General features: G+C 72.6%; 15 protein-coding genes. 5 read left to right on the forward strand and 10 right to left on the reverse strand.

Annotation, left to right across the window (positions count from 1 at the left end; genetic code table 11):
* Positions 1-8 precede the first annotated feature (8 nt).
* The 4 genes from BSB02_RS06140 to BSB02_RS06155 form a co-directional block, all read right to left on the reverse strand.
* Complete coding sequence (locus tag BSB02_RS06140; protein WP_240506221.1) at positions 9-2,000, reverse strand: ATP-binding protein; 1,992 nt, start codon at positions 1,998-2,000, stop codon at positions 9-11.
* 362 nt (positions 2,001-2,362) lie between these two features.
* Positions 2,363-3,199, reverse strand: a complete 837-nt coding sequence (locus BSB02_RS06145; RefSeq protein WP_084957707.1) for an ABC transporter permease — start codon at positions 3,197-3,199, stop codon at positions 2,363-2,365.
* A complete protein-coding gene (locus BSB02_RS06150; RefSeq protein WP_084957708.1) occupies positions 3,196-5,760 on the reverse strand; it encodes an alpha/beta fold hydrolase in 2,565 nt (854 codons plus the stop codon). The genes BSB02_RS06145 and BSB02_RS06150 overlap by 4 nt, the downstream gene beginning before the upstream one ends.
* Positions 5,761-5,816: 56 nt before the next feature.
* The gene (locus BSB02_RS06155) at positions 5,817-6,224 is read right to left on the reverse strand and encodes a PaaI family thioesterase (RefSeq protein WP_084957709.1); all 408 of its coding nucleotides are present in this window, start codon (positions 6,222-6,224) and stop codon (positions 5,817-5,819) included.
* Between the two features lie 24 nt (positions 6,225-6,248).
* Between BSB02_RS06155 and BSB02_RS06160 the strand changes: the two genes are divergently transcribed.
* The gene (locus BSB02_RS06160; protein ID WP_084957710.1) at positions 6,249-7,496 is read left to right on the forward strand and encodes a cytochrome P450; all 1,248 of its coding nucleotides are present in this window, start codon (positions 6,249-6,251) and stop codon (positions 7,494-7,496) included.
* Here the strand turns inward: BSB02_RS06160 and BSB02_RS06165 are convergent.
* Positions 7,475-7,657, reverse strand: coding sequence for a GNAT family N-acetyltransferase (locus tag BSB02_RS06165; RefSeq protein WP_084957711.1), 183 nt, complete (start codon positions 7,655-7,657; stop codon positions 7,475-7,477). The genes BSB02_RS06160 and BSB02_RS06165 overlap by 22 nt on opposite strands.
* Positions 7,658-7,960: 303 nt before the next feature.
* Here BSB02_RS06165 and BSB02_RS06170 point away from each other — a divergent pair, with 303 nt between their 5' ends.
* Positions 7,961-9,121: a hypothetical protein gene (locus BSB02_RS06170; protein WP_084957712.1), complete on the forward strand. Its 1,161-nt coding sequence runs from the start codon at positions 7,961-7,963 to the stop codon at positions 9,119-9,121.
* Here BSB02_RS06170 and BSB02_RS06175 read toward each other — a convergent pair.
* Both BSB02_RS06175 and BSB02_RS42905 read right to left on the reverse strand, forming a co-directional pair.
* Positions 9,079-10,092: a copper resistance D family protein gene (locus BSB02_RS06175; RefSeq protein ID WP_084957713.1), complete on the reverse strand. Its 1,014-nt coding sequence runs from the start codon at positions 10,090-10,092 to the stop codon at positions 9,079-9,081. The two genes, BSB02_RS06170 and BSB02_RS06175, sit on opposite strands and share 43 nt — an antisense overlap.
* Positions 10,089-10,760 (reverse strand): copper resistance CopC family protein, encoded by a 672-nt coding sequence (locus BSB02_RS42905; RefSeq protein ID WP_084957714.1) that lies wholly within the window; start codon positions 10,758-10,760, stop codon positions 10,089-10,091. Before BSB02_RS42905 ends, BSB02_RS06175 begins: the two co-directional genes overlap by 4 nt.
* A gap of 50 nt (positions 10,761-10,810) precedes the next feature.
* Between BSB02_RS42905 and BSB02_RS06185 the strand changes: the two genes are divergently transcribed.
* The gene (locus tag BSB02_RS06185) at positions 10,811-11,578 is read left to right on the forward strand and encodes a class I SAM-dependent methyltransferase (protein ID WP_158088569.1); all 768 of its coding nucleotides are present in this window, start codon (positions 10,811-10,813) and stop codon (positions 11,576-11,578) included.
* A 35-nt stretch (positions 11,579-11,613) separates the two neighbouring features.
* On the forward strand, positions 11,614-12,858 hold the full coding sequence (locus BSB02_RS06190; protein ID WP_084957716.1) for an MFS transporter: 1,245 nt from the start codon (positions 11,614-11,616) through the stop codon (positions 12,856-12,858).
* Here the strand turns inward: BSB02_RS06190 and BSB02_RS06195 are convergent.
* A complete protein-coding gene (locus BSB02_RS06195) occupies positions 12,777-13,811 on the reverse strand; it encodes a GlxA family transcriptional regulator (protein WP_084957717.1) in 1,035 nt (344 codons plus the stop codon). The two genes, BSB02_RS06190 and BSB02_RS06195, sit on opposite strands and share 82 nt — an antisense overlap.
* Positions 13,812-13,881: 70 nt before the next feature.
* Here BSB02_RS06195 and BSB02_RS06200 point away from each other — a divergent pair, with 70 nt between their 5' ends.
* Positions 13,882-14,214 carry a cupin domain-containing protein gene (locus BSB02_RS06200; protein ID WP_206184537.1) on the forward strand — a complete coding sequence of 111 codons (333 nt, stop codon included), beginning with the start codon at positions 13,882-13,884 and terminating at the stop codon, positions 14,212-14,214.
* A 6-nt stretch (positions 14,215-14,220) separates the two neighbouring features.
* Here the strand turns inward: BSB02_RS06200 and BSB02_RS06205 are convergent, their stop codons facing one another.
* Positions 14,221-15,009: an SDR family NAD(P)-dependent oxidoreductase gene (locus BSB02_RS06205; RefSeq protein ID WP_084957719.1), complete on the reverse strand. Its 789-nt coding sequence runs from the start codon at positions 15,007-15,009 to the stop codon at positions 14,221-14,223.
* Positions 15,006-15,968, reverse strand: a complete 963-nt coding sequence (locus tag BSB02_RS06210; RefSeq protein WP_084957720.1) for an AurF N-oxygenase family protein — start codon at positions 15,966-15,968, stop codon at positions 15,006-15,008. Before BSB02_RS06210 ends, BSB02_RS06205 begins: the two co-directional genes overlap by 4 nt.
* Between the last annotated feature and the right edge of the window lie 61 nt (positions 15,969-16,029).

A 16,029-nucleotide genomic window follows, 5' to 3' on the forward strand; every position in this document is an offset into this window, starting at 1 on the left:
CCGCCGGGTCAGGCCGAGAACGGGGCGTCCAGCTCGCCCAGCGCGAGCGCGGACGCCTCGTCGATGTCCAGCCTCGCGCCTTCCTCGAACGCCTGCTTGTAGGCGTCCTCACCGATGGCTCGCAGGCACTCCTTGACGCACCGCTCGTGATCGGAGGTGAGGAAGGGGGCGCCGAGCATGGGCAGGCCGGAGCTCTTCCAGTTCTGGTGTAGCGCGCCCAGCAGCCTGGCGGCCAGCTCGATGCGGCTCATGGCCGTGTAGATCCGCGCCATCGTCTCCAGCACGAGCAGCGTGCCGAGGGTGTCGTGGAAGTGCCGCTTGATCCTCAGCCCCTCCTGGGCGCTGTTCAGCGACTCCTCGACCCTTCCCGACCCCAGCTGCACGATGCACAGCGCCCACAGCGCGTAGGAGCTCAGCCACAGCTCGCCGCGCTCGTGGCAGACCGTCAGGCAGTCCCTCAGCAGCGACTCGGCCTCCATCAGCTCGCCCTGCGCCGACAGCACCAGGGACAGCTCCACGATGGCCGGCAGCAGGCCCGGGTTGAGCTCCTTGTTGTCGGTGTTGAACTCGATCGCGACGCCCAGCAGGGCGCTGGCCTTCTGCAGGTCGCCCTGCAGGAGCGCGGCGGTGCCCTGCATCTTCGACGCCAGGATCACCGCCCTGGAGTCGCCGACCCTGACCGCCTCGGTGCTGCACAGCTCGGCCGCCTCCTGCGCGCCCGCGCTGTCGCCCTGCGCGCTGCGCACGTAGGACAGCACCCACAGCGCCTTGCACCGTTCCTTGCTGGGCGTGGGATTGGCCTGCAGCGCCCGCTCCAGGTACGCGCGTCCCTCCCGGACGAACCCGCAGCACACCCACATGAACCACAGCGACGACAGCAGCTTCAGGGCCAGCAGGGACTCGCCCGGGCTGTGCAGCGCGTGCTCCAGCGCCACCCGCACGTTGTCGTGCTCCTGGCGCATCCGGACGAACCAGTAGATCTGCCGTGGCCCGGACCAGGCGTCCTCGCTGCGTTCGGCCAGGCTCAGGTAGTACTCCAGGTGCCGGTGGCGGATCGTCTCGGTCTCGCCGAGCTTGTCCAGCCACTCGGCGCCGTACTCGGCGAGGGTGTCGATCAGCTTGTAACGCACCCCGGCGTGGTTGCTGGCGATGAGCAGCACCGACTTCTCCACCAGCCCGCTCACCAGGTCGGTGATGTCCTCTGAGCGCAGCCGCGCGTCGGAGCAGACGAACCGCGCCGCGTCCAGCTCGAAGTCGCCGGCGAACACCGACAGCCGCGCCCACAGCAGCCGCTCCTCCGGCGCGCACAGCTCGTGGCTCCAGCCGATGGCCGCGCGCAGCGTCTGGTGGCGCGGCAGCGCCGTACGGCTGGCGCCGGCCAGCAGGCTGAACCGGTCGGTCAGCAGGGCGAGGATCTGGTCCACCGACAGGGCGCGCAGCCGGACGGCGGCCAGCTCGATCGCCAGCGGGATGCCGTCGAGGCGGCGGCACAGCTCGGCCACCGAGCCGATGTTGTTCTCATCCAGCACGAAGTCGGGCACCACGGCCCCGGCGCGGGAGGCGAACAGCTGCACCGACTCGTTGGTGAACAGGCTCTCCGTCGGGTCGTCGCCCGGCACCTGCAGCGGCGGCACCGGCACCACGTGCTCGTACGGCACGTGCAGCGACTGGCGGCTGGTGGCCAGGATGCGCAGGTTGGGGTTGGCCTCCAGCAGCTCCTCCACCAGCTCGGCGCAACCCTGGATGAGGTGCTCGCAGGTGTCGAGGATGAGCAGCATGTCACGCTCGGCCACCCACTCCGACAGCGACTCGGAGGGGGCGCGGGAGGAGTTGTCGGCGATGCCCAGCGAGGAGGCGATGGTCTGCTTGACCATCCCGGCGTCCTGCAGCCGGGCCAGGTCGGCGAACCACACGCCGTCGGCGTACTGCCCGCGCACCTGGTGCGCCAGCCGCAGCACCGTGCGGGACTTGCCGACCCCGCCGATTCCCGTGACGGTCACCAGCCGTGACTGGCTCAGACTCCGCTTGAGGTTGGCGAGTAAGCGCGTCCGTCCGACGAAGCTCGTCAGCTCCGCGGGGAGATTGCCTTCTCGCCGCCAGCCGGATGCGGTGGCCATGGGCAGCCTCACGAGGGGTAGGCGACTCCTGCCCTCGCATGGTACCCCGCCCCTCCTTGACTGTCCCTTGACACAGGCGGTGGCGGGGGTGGAGTTTTCTACCTCCGGATACCATGTGCCGGTGAGCGATTTTCTCCCGGAGCAGACTTCCGACGACACCGACCTCGGCTGGGGCGAGTGGCGCGAGGACGACTCCGTCGCCTTCCACCTGGACAACAGGCCGCCCCACTGGGGTTAAGACACCGCTAGGAGACGACGTCCTTGCGGCGGAAGCGGCGGAAGGCGACGGCGATGAGGATCGCCGCGTAGGTCACCGAGATCGACGCGCCCTTGGCCATGCCGCCGAAGTCGAGCTCCGGCGCGAGGGCGTCGAGCCAGGCGGTGTTCCAGAAGGTGGGCAAGAACTCGCGCAGCGTCCCCAGCGCCTCCACCGCCTGCAGGATCGTGCTGACGATCCACAGCCCCACCGCGCCGCCGACCGCGCCTAGCGGCGAGTCGGTGACCGTGGACAGCAGGAACGCCAGCGCCGCCACCACCAGCTGGCTGACCAGGGCGTAGCCGATGACGATGCCGAAGCGGGGCAGCACGTCCAGCGCCGGGATGGTCTCGCCCGTGCCCGGCACCTGGATGTCGGACCAGCCGAAGGCCAGCGTCCCGGCCGCCAGCGCCATCAGCGGCAGGCTGATCACCGCGGCCGCCGAGTAGCCGAGCGCGACGATCAGCTTCTGGCGCAGCAGCCGGTCGCGCGGCACCGGTGCGGCCAGCAGGTAGCGCAGCGACGACCAGTTCGCCTCGCTGGCCACGGTGTCGCCGCAGAACAACGCCACCGCCACGACCAGCAGGAAGCTCGCCGACACCGACAGGGCGAAGGCCGCGAAGTTCAGGCCGCCGGCCGTGGCCAGGTCGGAGATGCGCAGGCTGTTGCCCTGCGGGTTGTTCGACTGGGGCCCCACCTTGAAGGCGATCACCAGGATCCAGGGCAGCGCGAGCAGCAGGCCGAACATCACCATCGTGCGGCGCCGCTTGAACTGCCTGACGATCTCCACCCGCAGCGGCAGGGTACGGCCGGCGACGTAGGTCATCGTTGCTCCCCGATGAGGTCCAGGAACACGTCCTCCAGGCGCGGGCCGTGCCCGTTGGAAGAGGGCCCGTCAGACGAGGCCAGCAGGCGGCTCACCGGGCCCTGCGAGACCAGCCGGCCCCGGTGCATGACCACGACGTGGCTGCAGGTCTGCTCCACCTCGGCCAGCAGGTGGCTGGAGACGATCACCGTGCGCCCGTCCCGCGCGTAGCGCTTGAGCACCTCGCGCATCTCCCTGATCTGGGGCGGGTCCAGGCCGTTGGTGGGCTCGTCGAGGACCAGCAGGTCCGGCAGGCCGAGCATCGCCTGGGCGATCGCCAGGCGCTGGCGCATGCCCTGGGAGTAGGTGCGCACGGGGCGCTCGACGGCCGTGCCGAGGGCCGCGATCTCCAGGGCCTCGTCCATGTGCGACTCCTCGGCGGGACGGCCGGTCGCGGCCCAGTACAGCTCCAGGTTGTCCCGCCCGGACAGGTGCGGCAGGAAGCCGGGGCCCTCCACGAAGCAGCCCAGGCGCGACAGGACCGGGGCGCCGGGGGTGACGGGCTCGCCGAAGATGCTGATCTCCCCGGCGTCGGGGTGGATGAGGCCCATCATCATCCGCATCGTCGTGGTCTTGCCCGCGCCGTTGGGTCCCAGCAGGCCGAGGACCTGGCCCTGCTCGACGTGGAAGGACAGGTCGTCGACCGCCTTCTCGCCGTTGCGGTAGGCCTTGGTGAGGCCGGTGATGACGAGCGGGTGCGGGGCCTCGCCGGCGTCCCCTCCCGCCGCCCCCGGAGTCCGCCGGGGCACGGGGACGAGGGGGGAGGCCGGGGTACGGCGGGGCCGGACGCGGCCGGTGGCCAGCAGGAGCGCGGCCACGGCGACGGCGGCCAGCGGCATCGCCCACGTCCACCACGCGATGCCCGCCGGGCCGGCGGTCAGGGCCGCGACCGTGGGCACCGACATCGCAGGGGAGGCCAGCGCCACCCGGTAGGTCGCGGGCTCGTCCGGCGTGGCGTACCCCATGTCCGTGGTCGTCACCGCCAGCCGCAGCCGGTGGCCCACGGCGAACAGGTGGTCGACCGCCGGAAGCGTGACGGCGACCTCGGCGCTGCCCGCGCCCTCGGGGATCCGCACCCGCAGCGGCGCGACGAGCCCCGACGGCAGGTTCGGCGGCTGCATCGAGTCGGCGACGTCGTAGAGCTTGGCGAACAGCGTGACCTCGCCCGAGCCGGACACCCGCAGCCGGACCGCGGGGCTCCCGGTCAGCTGCAGCGGCCGGGACAGCGGCGCCGACTCGAAGACGGCCGTCTGGCCGGGCATGTCGAGCGACAGGCTCACGTTGCCCTGGCTGAGCGCCGCGCCCACGCCCGGCAGGGTCGAGATCGAGGCCGGCGCGCCGCCCGGCGGGTTGACGATGTTCTGCTCCGGCCCGGACAGCGGCACCGCCGTCGTCGCGGTCCCGGCCAGCCCCGGGTAGGCCCGCGCCGAGGGGTGGAGCCGGATCCGCTGCCGGGTGCCGGGGTCGCGTCCGCCGTCCCTGGTGATCGTGAACGCCTCCGCCGCCGCGGGCTCCTCGCGGCGCAGCCACCGGTCGAGCCAGGCCTTGCTCTGCTCGTAGAGCCAGTCGGCCTCGCCGTTGCCGCCGTCGTGCCCGCCGTCGAACCACATCACCCGGACCGGCCCGGCGACCGCCCTGGCGTTGGCGTCGGCCTGGGCGAGGGTGAACAGCGAGTCGCGCTGCCCCTGGATGAGCAGGGTGGGCGCCTTGATCCTGCCCTGCACCGAGACCGGGCTGGAGCGGCGCAGCAGCGCCACCGCCTCCGGGGTGGCCCGGCCGGTGGCGCCGATCGTCTGGTAAACGTCGCAGATCTCGGGCAGGAAGCGGCCGCAGCGCGCCTCCTCGGGCGACAGCGGCCGGCCGGGGCGGGCCGAGAAGGCCTGCAGGCCGTTTTGCACCACGCCGCCGCGGCCGAAGAAGAACCCGGCCCAGCCGCGCTTGAACACCCCGGTTTCCGGCCCCTGCCCTGCGGCGTCGGGGAAGAGGGCGTCGGCCAGGTCGTGCCAGGTGATCTGCGGCACGATCGCGTCGACGCGGGCGTCGTGGGCGGCGGTCATCAGCGCGATGGCCCCGCCGTACGAGCCGCCCACCATGCCGACGCGCGGGTCGCCCTGCGCGTCGAGCAGCACCTCGGGCCGCCGGGCCAGCCAGTCGATGAGCTGCTTGACGTCCTTGACGTCGTAGTCGGGCGAGTTGAGGGTGATCTGCCCGGTCGAACGGCCGAAGCCCCGGGCCGACCAGGTCAGGACGGCGTAGCCGTCACGCGCCAGCCGCAGCGCCTCGGCCCGCACGCTGTCCTTGGACCCGCCGAACCCGTGGGCGAGCAGCACGGCCGGGACCCGGCCGCCGCCCTCGGGCGCGAAGAAGGTGGTGTCGATCTCGACCCGCTGATCGTCCTTCGGGCCGTCGACCACCGTGATGCGCTGCTCGGCACGCCGCACGCCGGGAGCGGACGGCCACAGCAGCCACACCGAGACCCCGAGCACGACGAGCGCGACGACCAGCATGGCCGCTCGTCTCATGCCGCGAGCCTAGGGGACGGAGCTGAGAGGATGCTGAGACGATCTCAGCCGAGCACTCAGCCGAGCAGCGCGTAGACCGTGGAGGCGCGGGCCGCCGGTCCCGGCGCGCCGTCGGCCGTGAGCGTCACGTCGCAGAACGCCAGGGTACGGCCCAGCTTGGTGATCCGCACGTCGACCACGACGTCCTTGCCCGCCACCGGCCGCTCGAACGTGGTCGACTGCTGCACCGTCGTCATGGGCACGAACCCGCCGCGGGCCGCGGAGATCGCGATGACGGTCGCGGTGTCGGCGGCGGCCATCATCGCCTGACCGCACAGCCCGCCGCCCTCCCTGGCCAGCCGATCCGACCAGGGCAGCCGCACGACCGCGCGGTGGTCGCCGACCTGCTCGACGCTCAGGCCGAGGTCCTGGATCCATGGTGCGAAGTGGTCGCGGAGTATCGCCTGCCCCTCTTCTGGCGTCATGTAATGATGATGCACTCTGGGCTCATGGGTGTGGAGAGGGTCTTCCTGCCGTCCACCTACGCCTCCGGCGTGCCGTACGAGCTGTTCGCGCAGTTGCGCGCCACCGAGCCGGTCTGCTGGATACCCGAGCCCGCGGTCGGCCCGTGGAAGGCGGGGCCGGGCTACTGGGGCGTGTTCCGGCACGCCGACGTCAAGCACGTGCTGCGCACGCCCGAGGACTTCTCCTCCCACCTGGGCGCGACCCAGATCCGCGATCCCGACACGCCGCAGGACCTGGCGTTCGTGCAGCGCATGATGCTCAACACCGACCCGCCGGAGCACTCCAGGCTGCGCCGCATCGTCGCGGGGGCGTTCACGCCGCGTGCCGTACGCGCCCTGGAGCGGACCATCGCCGAGCGGGCGGCGACGCTGTTCGAGGCGGGGGAGTGCGACTTCGTCGAGGTGGCCGCCGACCTGCCGGTGTGGACGCTCGCCCACGTCATGGGCGTGCCGCAGGAGGACAGGCGGCTGCTGTACGACTGGGCCTCGCGCGTGATCGGCTACCAGGACCCCGAGTACGCCGGGCTGTCCACCGCCGAGGGGCTCAGCCCGATCGGGCGGCTCGCGCTCGCGCAGCGGGTCAGGCTGGAGCCGGGCATGAACCCGCGCTCGAGGGCGGCGCTGCGCGACATGTTCGCCTACGCCCACGCGCTGGCCCAGGCGCCCCTGGACGAGGAGTCGGTGATGGCGGCGATGCTGCGCGGCGGTCTCACCGAGGCCGAGTTCGAGAACATGTTCTTCCTGTTCGCGGTGGCCGGGAACGAGACCCTGCGCAACGGCATCCCGGGCGGGCTGCTGTGCCTGCTGGAGCACCCGGACCAGTTCGAGCGGCTGCGTGCCCGCCCTGACCTGCTGGACTCGGCGGTGGAGGAGATGCTGCGCTACTGGCCGCCGGTGATGGACTTCCGCCGTACGGCGACGCGGGACCTGGAGCTGGGCGGCAAGCGGATCAAGGCCGGTGACAAGGTCGTCGTCTACCACGCCTCGGCCAACCGGGACCCGGCCGTCTTCCCCGACCCGGACGTCTTCGACATCGCCCGGCAGCCCAACGACCACGTCAGCTTCGGCTTCGGCCCCCACTTCTGCCTGGGCGCGCACCTGGCGCGCGTCCAGATGCGCGCCGTCTTCAGGGAACTGCTGGCCTGGCGGGTCGAGCTGCTCGCCGAGCCGGTGCGGCTGGTCTCGAACTTCCAGAACGGCCTGAAGCACCTTCAGGTCAGGCTGAGCCGGTAGAGCGACTCCTCGACCTCGAGGTCGTGGTGCGTCATGGTGCGCCCGGTGAAGGCGAAGCCGTACCGCTCGTAGAACCGGCGGCCCTGGGCGTTGCCCGACGCCACCCACAGCACGACCTCGGTGAACCCCTGGGCGCGCAGCCGCTGGACCGCCTCGTCCATCAGCGCCCGCCCGGCGCCAGTCCATCGTGCATGCGGACGACCGCCTCCTGATCCACGGCCAGGCGGTCGAAGACGTTGTCCGGTTCCGCGGGCCTCATTGCAATGGAATGGTCTAAGCTCGGGGACGTCCCGCGATAGCCAAGCGGGGCATGCTGGACGGCCGCCGGGCGGGCGGTTGCTGCGCGGGAAGGGCTACGCGATGGCGGGCCGGTGCACCGCGAACCACCAGACCCGACCACGGCGGGAGCTGGAATCCCTCTCGTTCAGGAGGGAGGACGTCAAGGAACGCTAAAGTAGCGCCTCGTGAAAGCTCTGATCAGGTGGTTTTCGCCCTACTGGACGCGGGGCCCGGCCGGGCGCGAGACGCCGCCCGAGCTGTTCCGCGTCCTGTACCTGGGCTGGCTCGTGGCGCTGAGCCTCAAGCTGCTCGGCTCGGCCTGGGACGTCTCGTGGCACTTCAAGTGGCTGCGCGACGACCTGGCCCCGCCCCACCTGCTGAACTCCGCCGGAACGGTCATCGCCCTGGCCCTCACGATCATCCACGGCTACACCGGGTACGGCGTGGACAGGACGGCGCTGCGGCTCATCCAGTGGGGGACCGGGATCTTCCTGGTCGCCGTGCCGCTCGACCTGATCAACCACCGGATCAACGGGCTCGACATCACGTCCTGGAGCCCCTCGCACATCCTGCTCTACGTCGGCACGTTCTTCATGATCGCCGGCGTGATCCGCGGCTGGCTCCTCGGCGGCGGGTCCAAGCTCGTGCTCGGCGCGTTCTTCGCCTTCTTCCTGGAGAACGTCCACTTCCCCGAGCAGCACCAGGAGTACGGCGTGCTGTCCATCGGGGCGTGGGACAACGGCGTGGCCTACGCCGAGCCGATCCTGCAGAACTTCGCGGCCGACCAGATGGGCCGGCCCGTCGACCGTGTCATGATCGTCAACTTCTCGCTGCCGGTGCCCGACTGGCTGTATCCGGTGTACGCGGTCATCGCCGGCATGGCGGTGCTGACGGTCGCGCGCATGGTCATCGGCCGGTTCGGCGCGGCCACGCTGGTCGCGGCCGGGTACGTCGGGTTCCGCACGCTGATCTGGCCGCTGCTCACGGCCGGCGGCTTCCCGCCGTCCGCGGTGCCGTACTTCCTGCTGGCCGGGGGGCTGTGCGTGGACCTGGCCTTCGCGCTGCGCCACCCCGTCGCGCGGGCGGTCGCGGGGTCGCTGCTGGCCACCGCCGGGGTCTACGGCGTGCTGGCCGTGCAGAGCGCGGTCATGGGCCAGGTGTACGGCACGCTGAAGGGCCAGACCGGGCTGCTGGGCGCGCCGCCCCTGGCGCCCGGGTCGGCCGTCTACGCCGGAGCGGGGCTGCTGGCGGTGTGGCTGGCGTGCGAGTGGTTCGTCACGCGCTTCGGGCTGCGCGCCGAGGATCAGCCGATCGAGGCGCGGGTGATCGCCACGGCGACGCCGTAGGCCAGGCCCATCACGGTCACCTCGGCCGCCGCCCACGCCACGACGGGGGTGGCGGCCCCGCGCATCAGGCGGAAGCGGATGTTGGCCGCCAGGGCGGCCAGGGCGACCGTCAGCGCCACCTTGGCGACCACCAGCACGCCGTAGTCGGTGGTCAGCAGCGCGCCGGGCAGCTCGCCGCCGGGCGTGAGCGCCATCGTGCCCAGGCCGCTGACCAGGCCGGACAGGGTCACCAGCGCCAGGCAGAGGGTGGCGAGCCTGGAGAACTTCGGCAGCACGTCGGCCAGCAGCGGGCGGGCGAAGGCCACGACGGCGATCAGGCCGCCGGTCCACAGCGCCGCGCCCATCACGTGCAGCTCCATGGAGATCATGAGGGGGTCGTGCCAGACCGAGTCGACGGCGTGGCCGGTCACGGGGATCGGCAGCAGGCCGAACAGCGCCACCACGACGCGCAGCTCGGCGGGCACCTTCTCGCCGAACCGGACCGCCATGAGGCCGATGCCGGCGGCGGCCAGCGCGCAGGCGGCGCTGAACAGCAGGCCCTGGCCGGCGCCGACGCCGTCCACGTAGGCGGCGATCATGCCGAGGGTCGGGACGCCGCCGGGGTTCAGCTCGGCGGTCTGGAGCACGATCGCCAGCAGGGCGCACAGCGCCCACGCCCACGCGGCCTGCACCGCCAGCGGGCGCACGCGGCGCATCACCGGCTCGGTGCGCCCGGGGTCGTCGAAGCCCAGCAGCTTGGGCAGCACGCTCAGGCCCACCACGCCCACGGCGGCCGCGTCGAGCAGCGCGCGCACGACCGGCAGGCCGTACTCCACCACCGTCCCGGGCATGGGGATGCCGGGCACCGCCTCCTGCCCGTTGAGCGTGCTGGCCACGACGGCGGCCACCACGGCACCGCCCAGGAACCCGCCCACGACCAGCCCGGCCGGCCCGGTGGCCCGCTCCTTCGCCGCCGTCGCCTGCCCGCTCACGCCCGGGCCTTCCCATCCCGCTCGCCGTCCCCCGGCGCCCGGCCCTCGGCCCGTACGGCTGGCACCGCGGCCCCGGATGATCCCTCCCGGTCCTCAGCCCGTGCGGCCGGGGCCTGCGGAGCGCCGCCCGAGCGCCGCAAGGCCACCACCGTGCCCAGCCCCAGCACCACGAGCGCCCCGGCGATCCACACCACGGCCATCCCCGCGCCCCCGTTGGCCGCCGCCTCGGCCGCCTCGGCGGCCGGGTCGGGCGCCTGGTCACGCGCCGGAGCGCTCGCTGGAGCGCTCGCCGAGGGCGCCGGACTCGCCGCCCCGCCCGCGAACGTGAACGTCACCTTGCCCGACACCGGATGCCCGTCCGACGACAGCACCCGATACCCCACCACGTACTTGCCCGGCCGCACCAGCGGCCTGACCCTGACGCTCACCCGCTCCTTGCCGACCGTCGCCTCGCCGTCCGCCCACGCCGACCCGTCGCTCCCGGTCACGGTCACCTTCGCGTACCCCTGCCGCACCGCCGCGCTGAAGACCAGCGTGACGGTCGCGGGCGGCTCCTCCAGCCGCGCCCCGTCCTTGGGATCGCTGTCCACCAGCACGTCGTGCGCCCACGCCGTACCGGGAACCCACGACACCAGCGCCAGCAGGACCACCGCGAGCAACCGCCGCACAGCCGTTGACCTCCCCCTCAACCGTGCACAACCCGTCTATGGTCCCACTTATGACAGACCTCTTCGGCGGGGCTGCGCCCTACTACGCCAAATACCGCCACGCCTACGGCGAGGCCGCCATCGCGCACCTGGCCGCCGCGCTGGGCCGCGACAGCCGGGTCCTGGACCTCGGCTGCGGCCCCGGCACGGTCGCGATTCCGCTGTCCGCGTACGTCAGGGAGGTGCTCGCGGTCGACCCCGACGAGGGGATGCTCGCCGAGGGCAGGCGCCTGGACCCCGGCACCGGCACGATCCACTGGATCCGCGCCGACTCCACCATGCTCCGCGAGCTGCCGCCGTTCGACCACGTGGTGATGGGCCGGTCGTTCCACTGGATGGACCGGCGCGCCGTCCTGGCGGACCTGGACGAGCTGCTGCCGCCCGGCGGCGCGGTGGCGCTGATCGGCCCGGGACGCGAAGGCTGGAAGCCGGCGTGGGAGCCGATCACCCGCCGGGTCCGGGAGGAGTTCGGCCTGACCGAGATCCACTCGCCCGACTCCTACCAGGGCAGCGGCGAGCACCACCACGACGTGCTCGCCCGGTCGGCCTTCAGCCGCCTGGAGGCGGCCTCCTTCGAAGACGTCCTCGAACGCGACGTCGACGACGTGACGGGCCTGCAGCTGTCGCTGTCCTACTCCTCGCCCGCCCGCCTCGGCGACCGCCTGGACGCCTTCGTCCAGGCGGTACGGCGGGCGCTGCTGGAGGCCAACCCCGAGGGGCGCTGGGTCGAGCGGATCAGGACGGAGGTGCTGGTGGCGCGCCGACCGGCCGGGGGATAGCATCCGCTCACCCCCCGATCTTGAGGCGAGGCCCCATGAGCCTGGACGTCCCCGCCGCGCTGGCCGAGCCCACCCGGCGCGTCGGCCCCTGGTGGATCGCCGGCATCGCGCTGGCCAACCTGGCGCTGTACATGGGCTACATGGCCCCGCTCCAGATCCTCCTGCCCGAGCAGGTCGCCGCGGCCGCGCCGGGCTGGAAGGAGGAGGCGCTGGCCTGGGTGACCGGCCTGGGCGCGCTGGTGGCCATGGTCGGCAACCCGGTGGCGGGCGCGCTGTCGGACCGGACCACCTCCCGGTACGGCAGGCGGCACCCGTGGACGCTCGCCGGGGCGCTGCTGGGCGGGGCGGCGCTGGCGTTCCTCGCGGTCCAGGAGTCGGTCGTGTGGATCGCCGCCGGGTGGTGCCTGGCGCAGGGCTCGCTCAACGCCATGCAGGCCGCGCTGACGGCCGGGGTGCCCGACCACGTGCCGGTACGGCAGCGCGGCGAGGTGTCGGGGTGGATCGGCGTGCCGCAGACGCTCGGCGTGGTGCTGGGCGTGGTGCTGGTGACGGCCGTGGCCACGACCACGACGTCCGGGTATCTCCTGGTCGCGGCCCTCATCCCGCTGCTGGTGCTGCCCTTCGTGCTCACCACGCCCGACCCGCGCCTGCCGTACCGGCAGCCCTTCGCCCTCCGCGAGTTCTGGATCAGCCCCCGCGAGCACCCGGACTTCTTCTGGGCCTGGTTCACCCGCTTCCTCATGAACCTGGGCAACGCGCTGGTCATGCTGTACCTGCTGTACTTCCTGACCGACGCCGTCGGCTACGAGCGGCTCTTCCCCGGCGAGCGGGCCGCCGACGGCCTGCTCAAGCTCGTGCTGATCTACACGGCCGCCGTGGTGCTCACCGCCGTGGCCGCGGGCGTCGTGTCCGACCGGCTCGGCCGCCGCAAGGCGCTCGTCACCGTCTCCGGCCTGATCAGCGCCCTGCCCGCGGTCGCGCTCGCCCTCTGGCCCACCTGGCCGCTCGTCATGGCGGGCGCGGGCGTGCTCGGCGTCGGGTTCGGCGTCTACATGGCCGTGGACAACGCGCTGGTCACCCAGGTCCTGCCCGCCGCCGCGGGACGGGCCAAGGACCTGGGGATCATCAACGTCGCCAGCTCCGGGCCCCAGGTGGTCGCCCCGGTGCTCGCCGGGCCCATCGTGGCGGGCCTGGGCGGCTACCCGGCGCTGTTCCTCACCTCGGCCGCGCTGGTGCTGCTGGGCGCGGCGCTGGTGTGGCGCATCCGCCGGGTGCCCTGAGCCGCCCGTGGCCCGGCCTGGAACGCCTGGCGGTAGGCGCCGGGCGTCGTGCCGAGGGCGTTGAGGAAGCGCCTGCGCAGGTTGGTGGCCGAGGAGAGGCCGACGCGGCGGGCGACGGCGTCCACGGGCAGGTCGGAGGACTCCAGGAGGTCCCGGGCCGCGGCGATCCGCTGGGCGAGCAGCCACTGCCCCGGGCTGGTGCCGAGCTGGTCGGCGAACCGCCGGGTGAGGGTGCGCGCCGAGACGCCCGCGCGTGCGGCCATGGCCTCGACGGTCACCGGTTCGCCGAGTCGCTCGGTGACCCACTCCAGCAACGGCGCGAGCGTGCCGTCGACCTGGGCGGGGTGGGGCGGCGCCGAGTACTGCGCCTGCCCGCCCTCGCGGTGGGGCGGCATGACCATGGTCCGGGCGACGTGCGCGGCGTACCGGGCGCCCTGGTCGCCGCGCAGCAGGTGCATGCACAGGTCGAAACCGGCCCCGGCACCGGCGCTGGTGGCGATGTCGCCGTGGTCCACATACAGCGGATTCGGGTCGACCTGGACGCGCGGGAAGCGCGCGGCGAGCTCGTCGGCCAGCGCCCAGTGGGTGGTCGCCCGCCGCCCGTTCAGCAGGCCGGCGTGCGCCAGCGCGAAGGCGCCGGAGCAGATGCTGACCACCCGCGCTCCGCGGGAGTGCGCGCGGCGCAGCGCCCCGACGACCGCGGGTGAGGGCGGCTCCGTGACGGGCAGCCAGCCCGGGACGACCACGGTGTCCGCCCGGTCGAGCGCGTCCAGCCCGCGGGTCACGACCATGTCGTACCCGGCGTACGTCGCGACCGGGCCGGGGCGCTCGGTGCACACGCCGAAGGAGTACCGCGTCGGGAGTCCTCGCCGCTCGACCCCGAACACCTGGGCCGCGCAGGCGAGCTCGAAGGTCGACTGCGGCGGGCGGACGAGCGCCACGACGCGATGCATGGCAGGAAAGTACCGCATGATGTCTTTCCTGACACTCGGCGGGGCGGCGGCCGGTCGCCAAGCTGGTCCCATGACGACAGGACAGAACACCTCCGCCTATGTGTGGTCCACCGTCCAGGACGCCCCGGTCCGCGAGCTGTTCCCGGGCATCCGCGCGCGCCTGCTGTGGACCGGGGACAACGGCGCGAAGGCCGCCGTGCTGGAGATGGACGCGAACACGTGCTGGCAGGGAGTCGACGTCCACGAACCGGGTCCCGAGGAGGTCTTCGTGATCTCCGGTGTCTTCAACGACGGCGAGCGGGACTACCCGGCCGGCTCCTTCATCCACGCGCCCGCGGGTTCCTCGCACGTCCCGCAGACGAGGACGGGCTGCACGCTGTTCCTCTTCTACCCCGAGGGGTAGACCGCCTCAGGATCGGTCGCTCCCGCCCAGCCGCCGGGCGGCCAGGCCCGCGACCCGCACCGCGGCCGACGGCGCCAGCCGTACGGCACGCCAGGCCAGCCGGCTCGAGGCCGGGGCCACGATGAGCGCCTTGTTGCGCGCCACGCCCCGGATGATGTCCAGGGCCAGCGCGTCCACCGAGTACAGGCGGCCCTGGATGGAGAGCGCGTGGTGGCGGGCGTTCCGGGAGGCGTCGGTCTGCGGCAGCCCCGGGTTGGCGTGGTCGAGCAGCGGGGTGTCGGTGAAGCCGGGACAGACCACGCTGACCCTCACCCCGTGCCGGGCCGCCTCGGCACGCAGCGCCAGGGACAGGCCGACCACCGCGTGCTTGGTGGCCGTGTAGGGGATCATCATCGGCGCGGGCACCAGCCCGGCCAGTGAGGCGGTGTTGACGATGTGGCCGAACCCCTGGGCGATCATCACGGGGTAGGCCGCGTGCACGCCGTGGACGACGCCGCGGAGGTTGACGTCGATCGTGCGGTTCCAGTGGTCGAGGGTGAGCTCCTCGGCGCCCCCGCCCACGGCGATGCCCGCGTTGTTGAACATGAAGTCGAGGCGGCCGTGCCGGTCCCTGACCTGGCCGACCAGGTCGGCGACGGCGGTCGCGTCCGTCACGTCGAGCTTGACCGACTCGACCGCGGAGTCGTCGGTGCCGTTGAGGTCGGCGACGGTGACCCTCACGCCGCGGCGCGCCAGCTCCCTGGCGACCGCGCGGCCGATGCCGGAGGCGCCCCCGGTGACGACGGCGGTCCTCATGCGATGCCCATCGCGGCCCACAGGCGGCGGCTGACAGGGTTCATCAGGCCCAGCTCCGCGCACAGCTCCCTGGTCTTGCCCACCGACTCGCGGATCTCCCGCCGGGCCGCCGGGTTCTTGCGGTAGACCTCCTCGACGACGTGGTCGGGGATGCGGAAGTGCCGGATCATGGAGCCTGGCGGGGCCAGCATGATGCGCGCCATGATGCCCAGGATGACGGGGGAGGCCAGGCTGAGCAAGAAGCGGCGGTGGCGCGGCATCCGCGGCACCCGCCGGCGCAGGTAGTGCCGGGCGAAGGAGATGTGCCGGGCCTCCTCGGCGATGTGGATGCGCATGATCGTCTCTTCCAGCGGGTGGTGGCGGTGGCCGTCCTTGAGAACCTTGCGCTGGACGTGGTCGATCGGGTCCTCGCCGCCGAGGACGAAGATGAAGAACAGCTCGGTGGAGATGAGCGGGATCCAGGGCGTCACCTGGGCGATGAGGGACAGCGGTCCGGGCATGCCGCGGATGGGGAGCTTCGTGCGGTTCACGAACTCCTGGAACATCATCCCGTGATGTCCCTCTTCGATGGTCTCGTGGTAGACGTAGCGGAACTCCGGCGAGCCGTTCGGCAGCCGGTAGGCGTAGTTCAGCAGGCCGCGCTTGAGCAGGTTCTCGAACTGCAGGCCGATCTTCATCGCGGTCGCCACGCGCCACAGCCCGATCTTCGCGCGCACCTCGGGCGGCTGGGCGCGATACCAGGGATGCCTGCCGAGCTTGTCGACCTCGGGCAGCTCCCACCGGGGGTCGTCGTGGCGGATCTGGAAGTCGGGGTCGTCCCAGGGGATGTCCCGGTAGGGCTCCCAGTGCTTGTCGACCGAGGCCTTGGAGAGGCGTTCGATGACCGCCTCGTAGGCGCGCCTGTCGGCTACGGACTCGTCGCTTTCCCTGGCTGCTGTCGAGCTTGGTGCAGGTGTCATCGCTGTGCTCCTCTCGCCTGGTATTGTACGAACAATCCAATAGGCGGGGAAGCGTGAGCGG

The organism is Thermoactinospora rubra, from assembly GCF_002093975.1.
GTDB lineage: Bacteria > Actinomycetota > Actinomycetes > Streptosporangiales > Streptosporangiaceae > Nonomuraea > Nonomuraea rubra_A.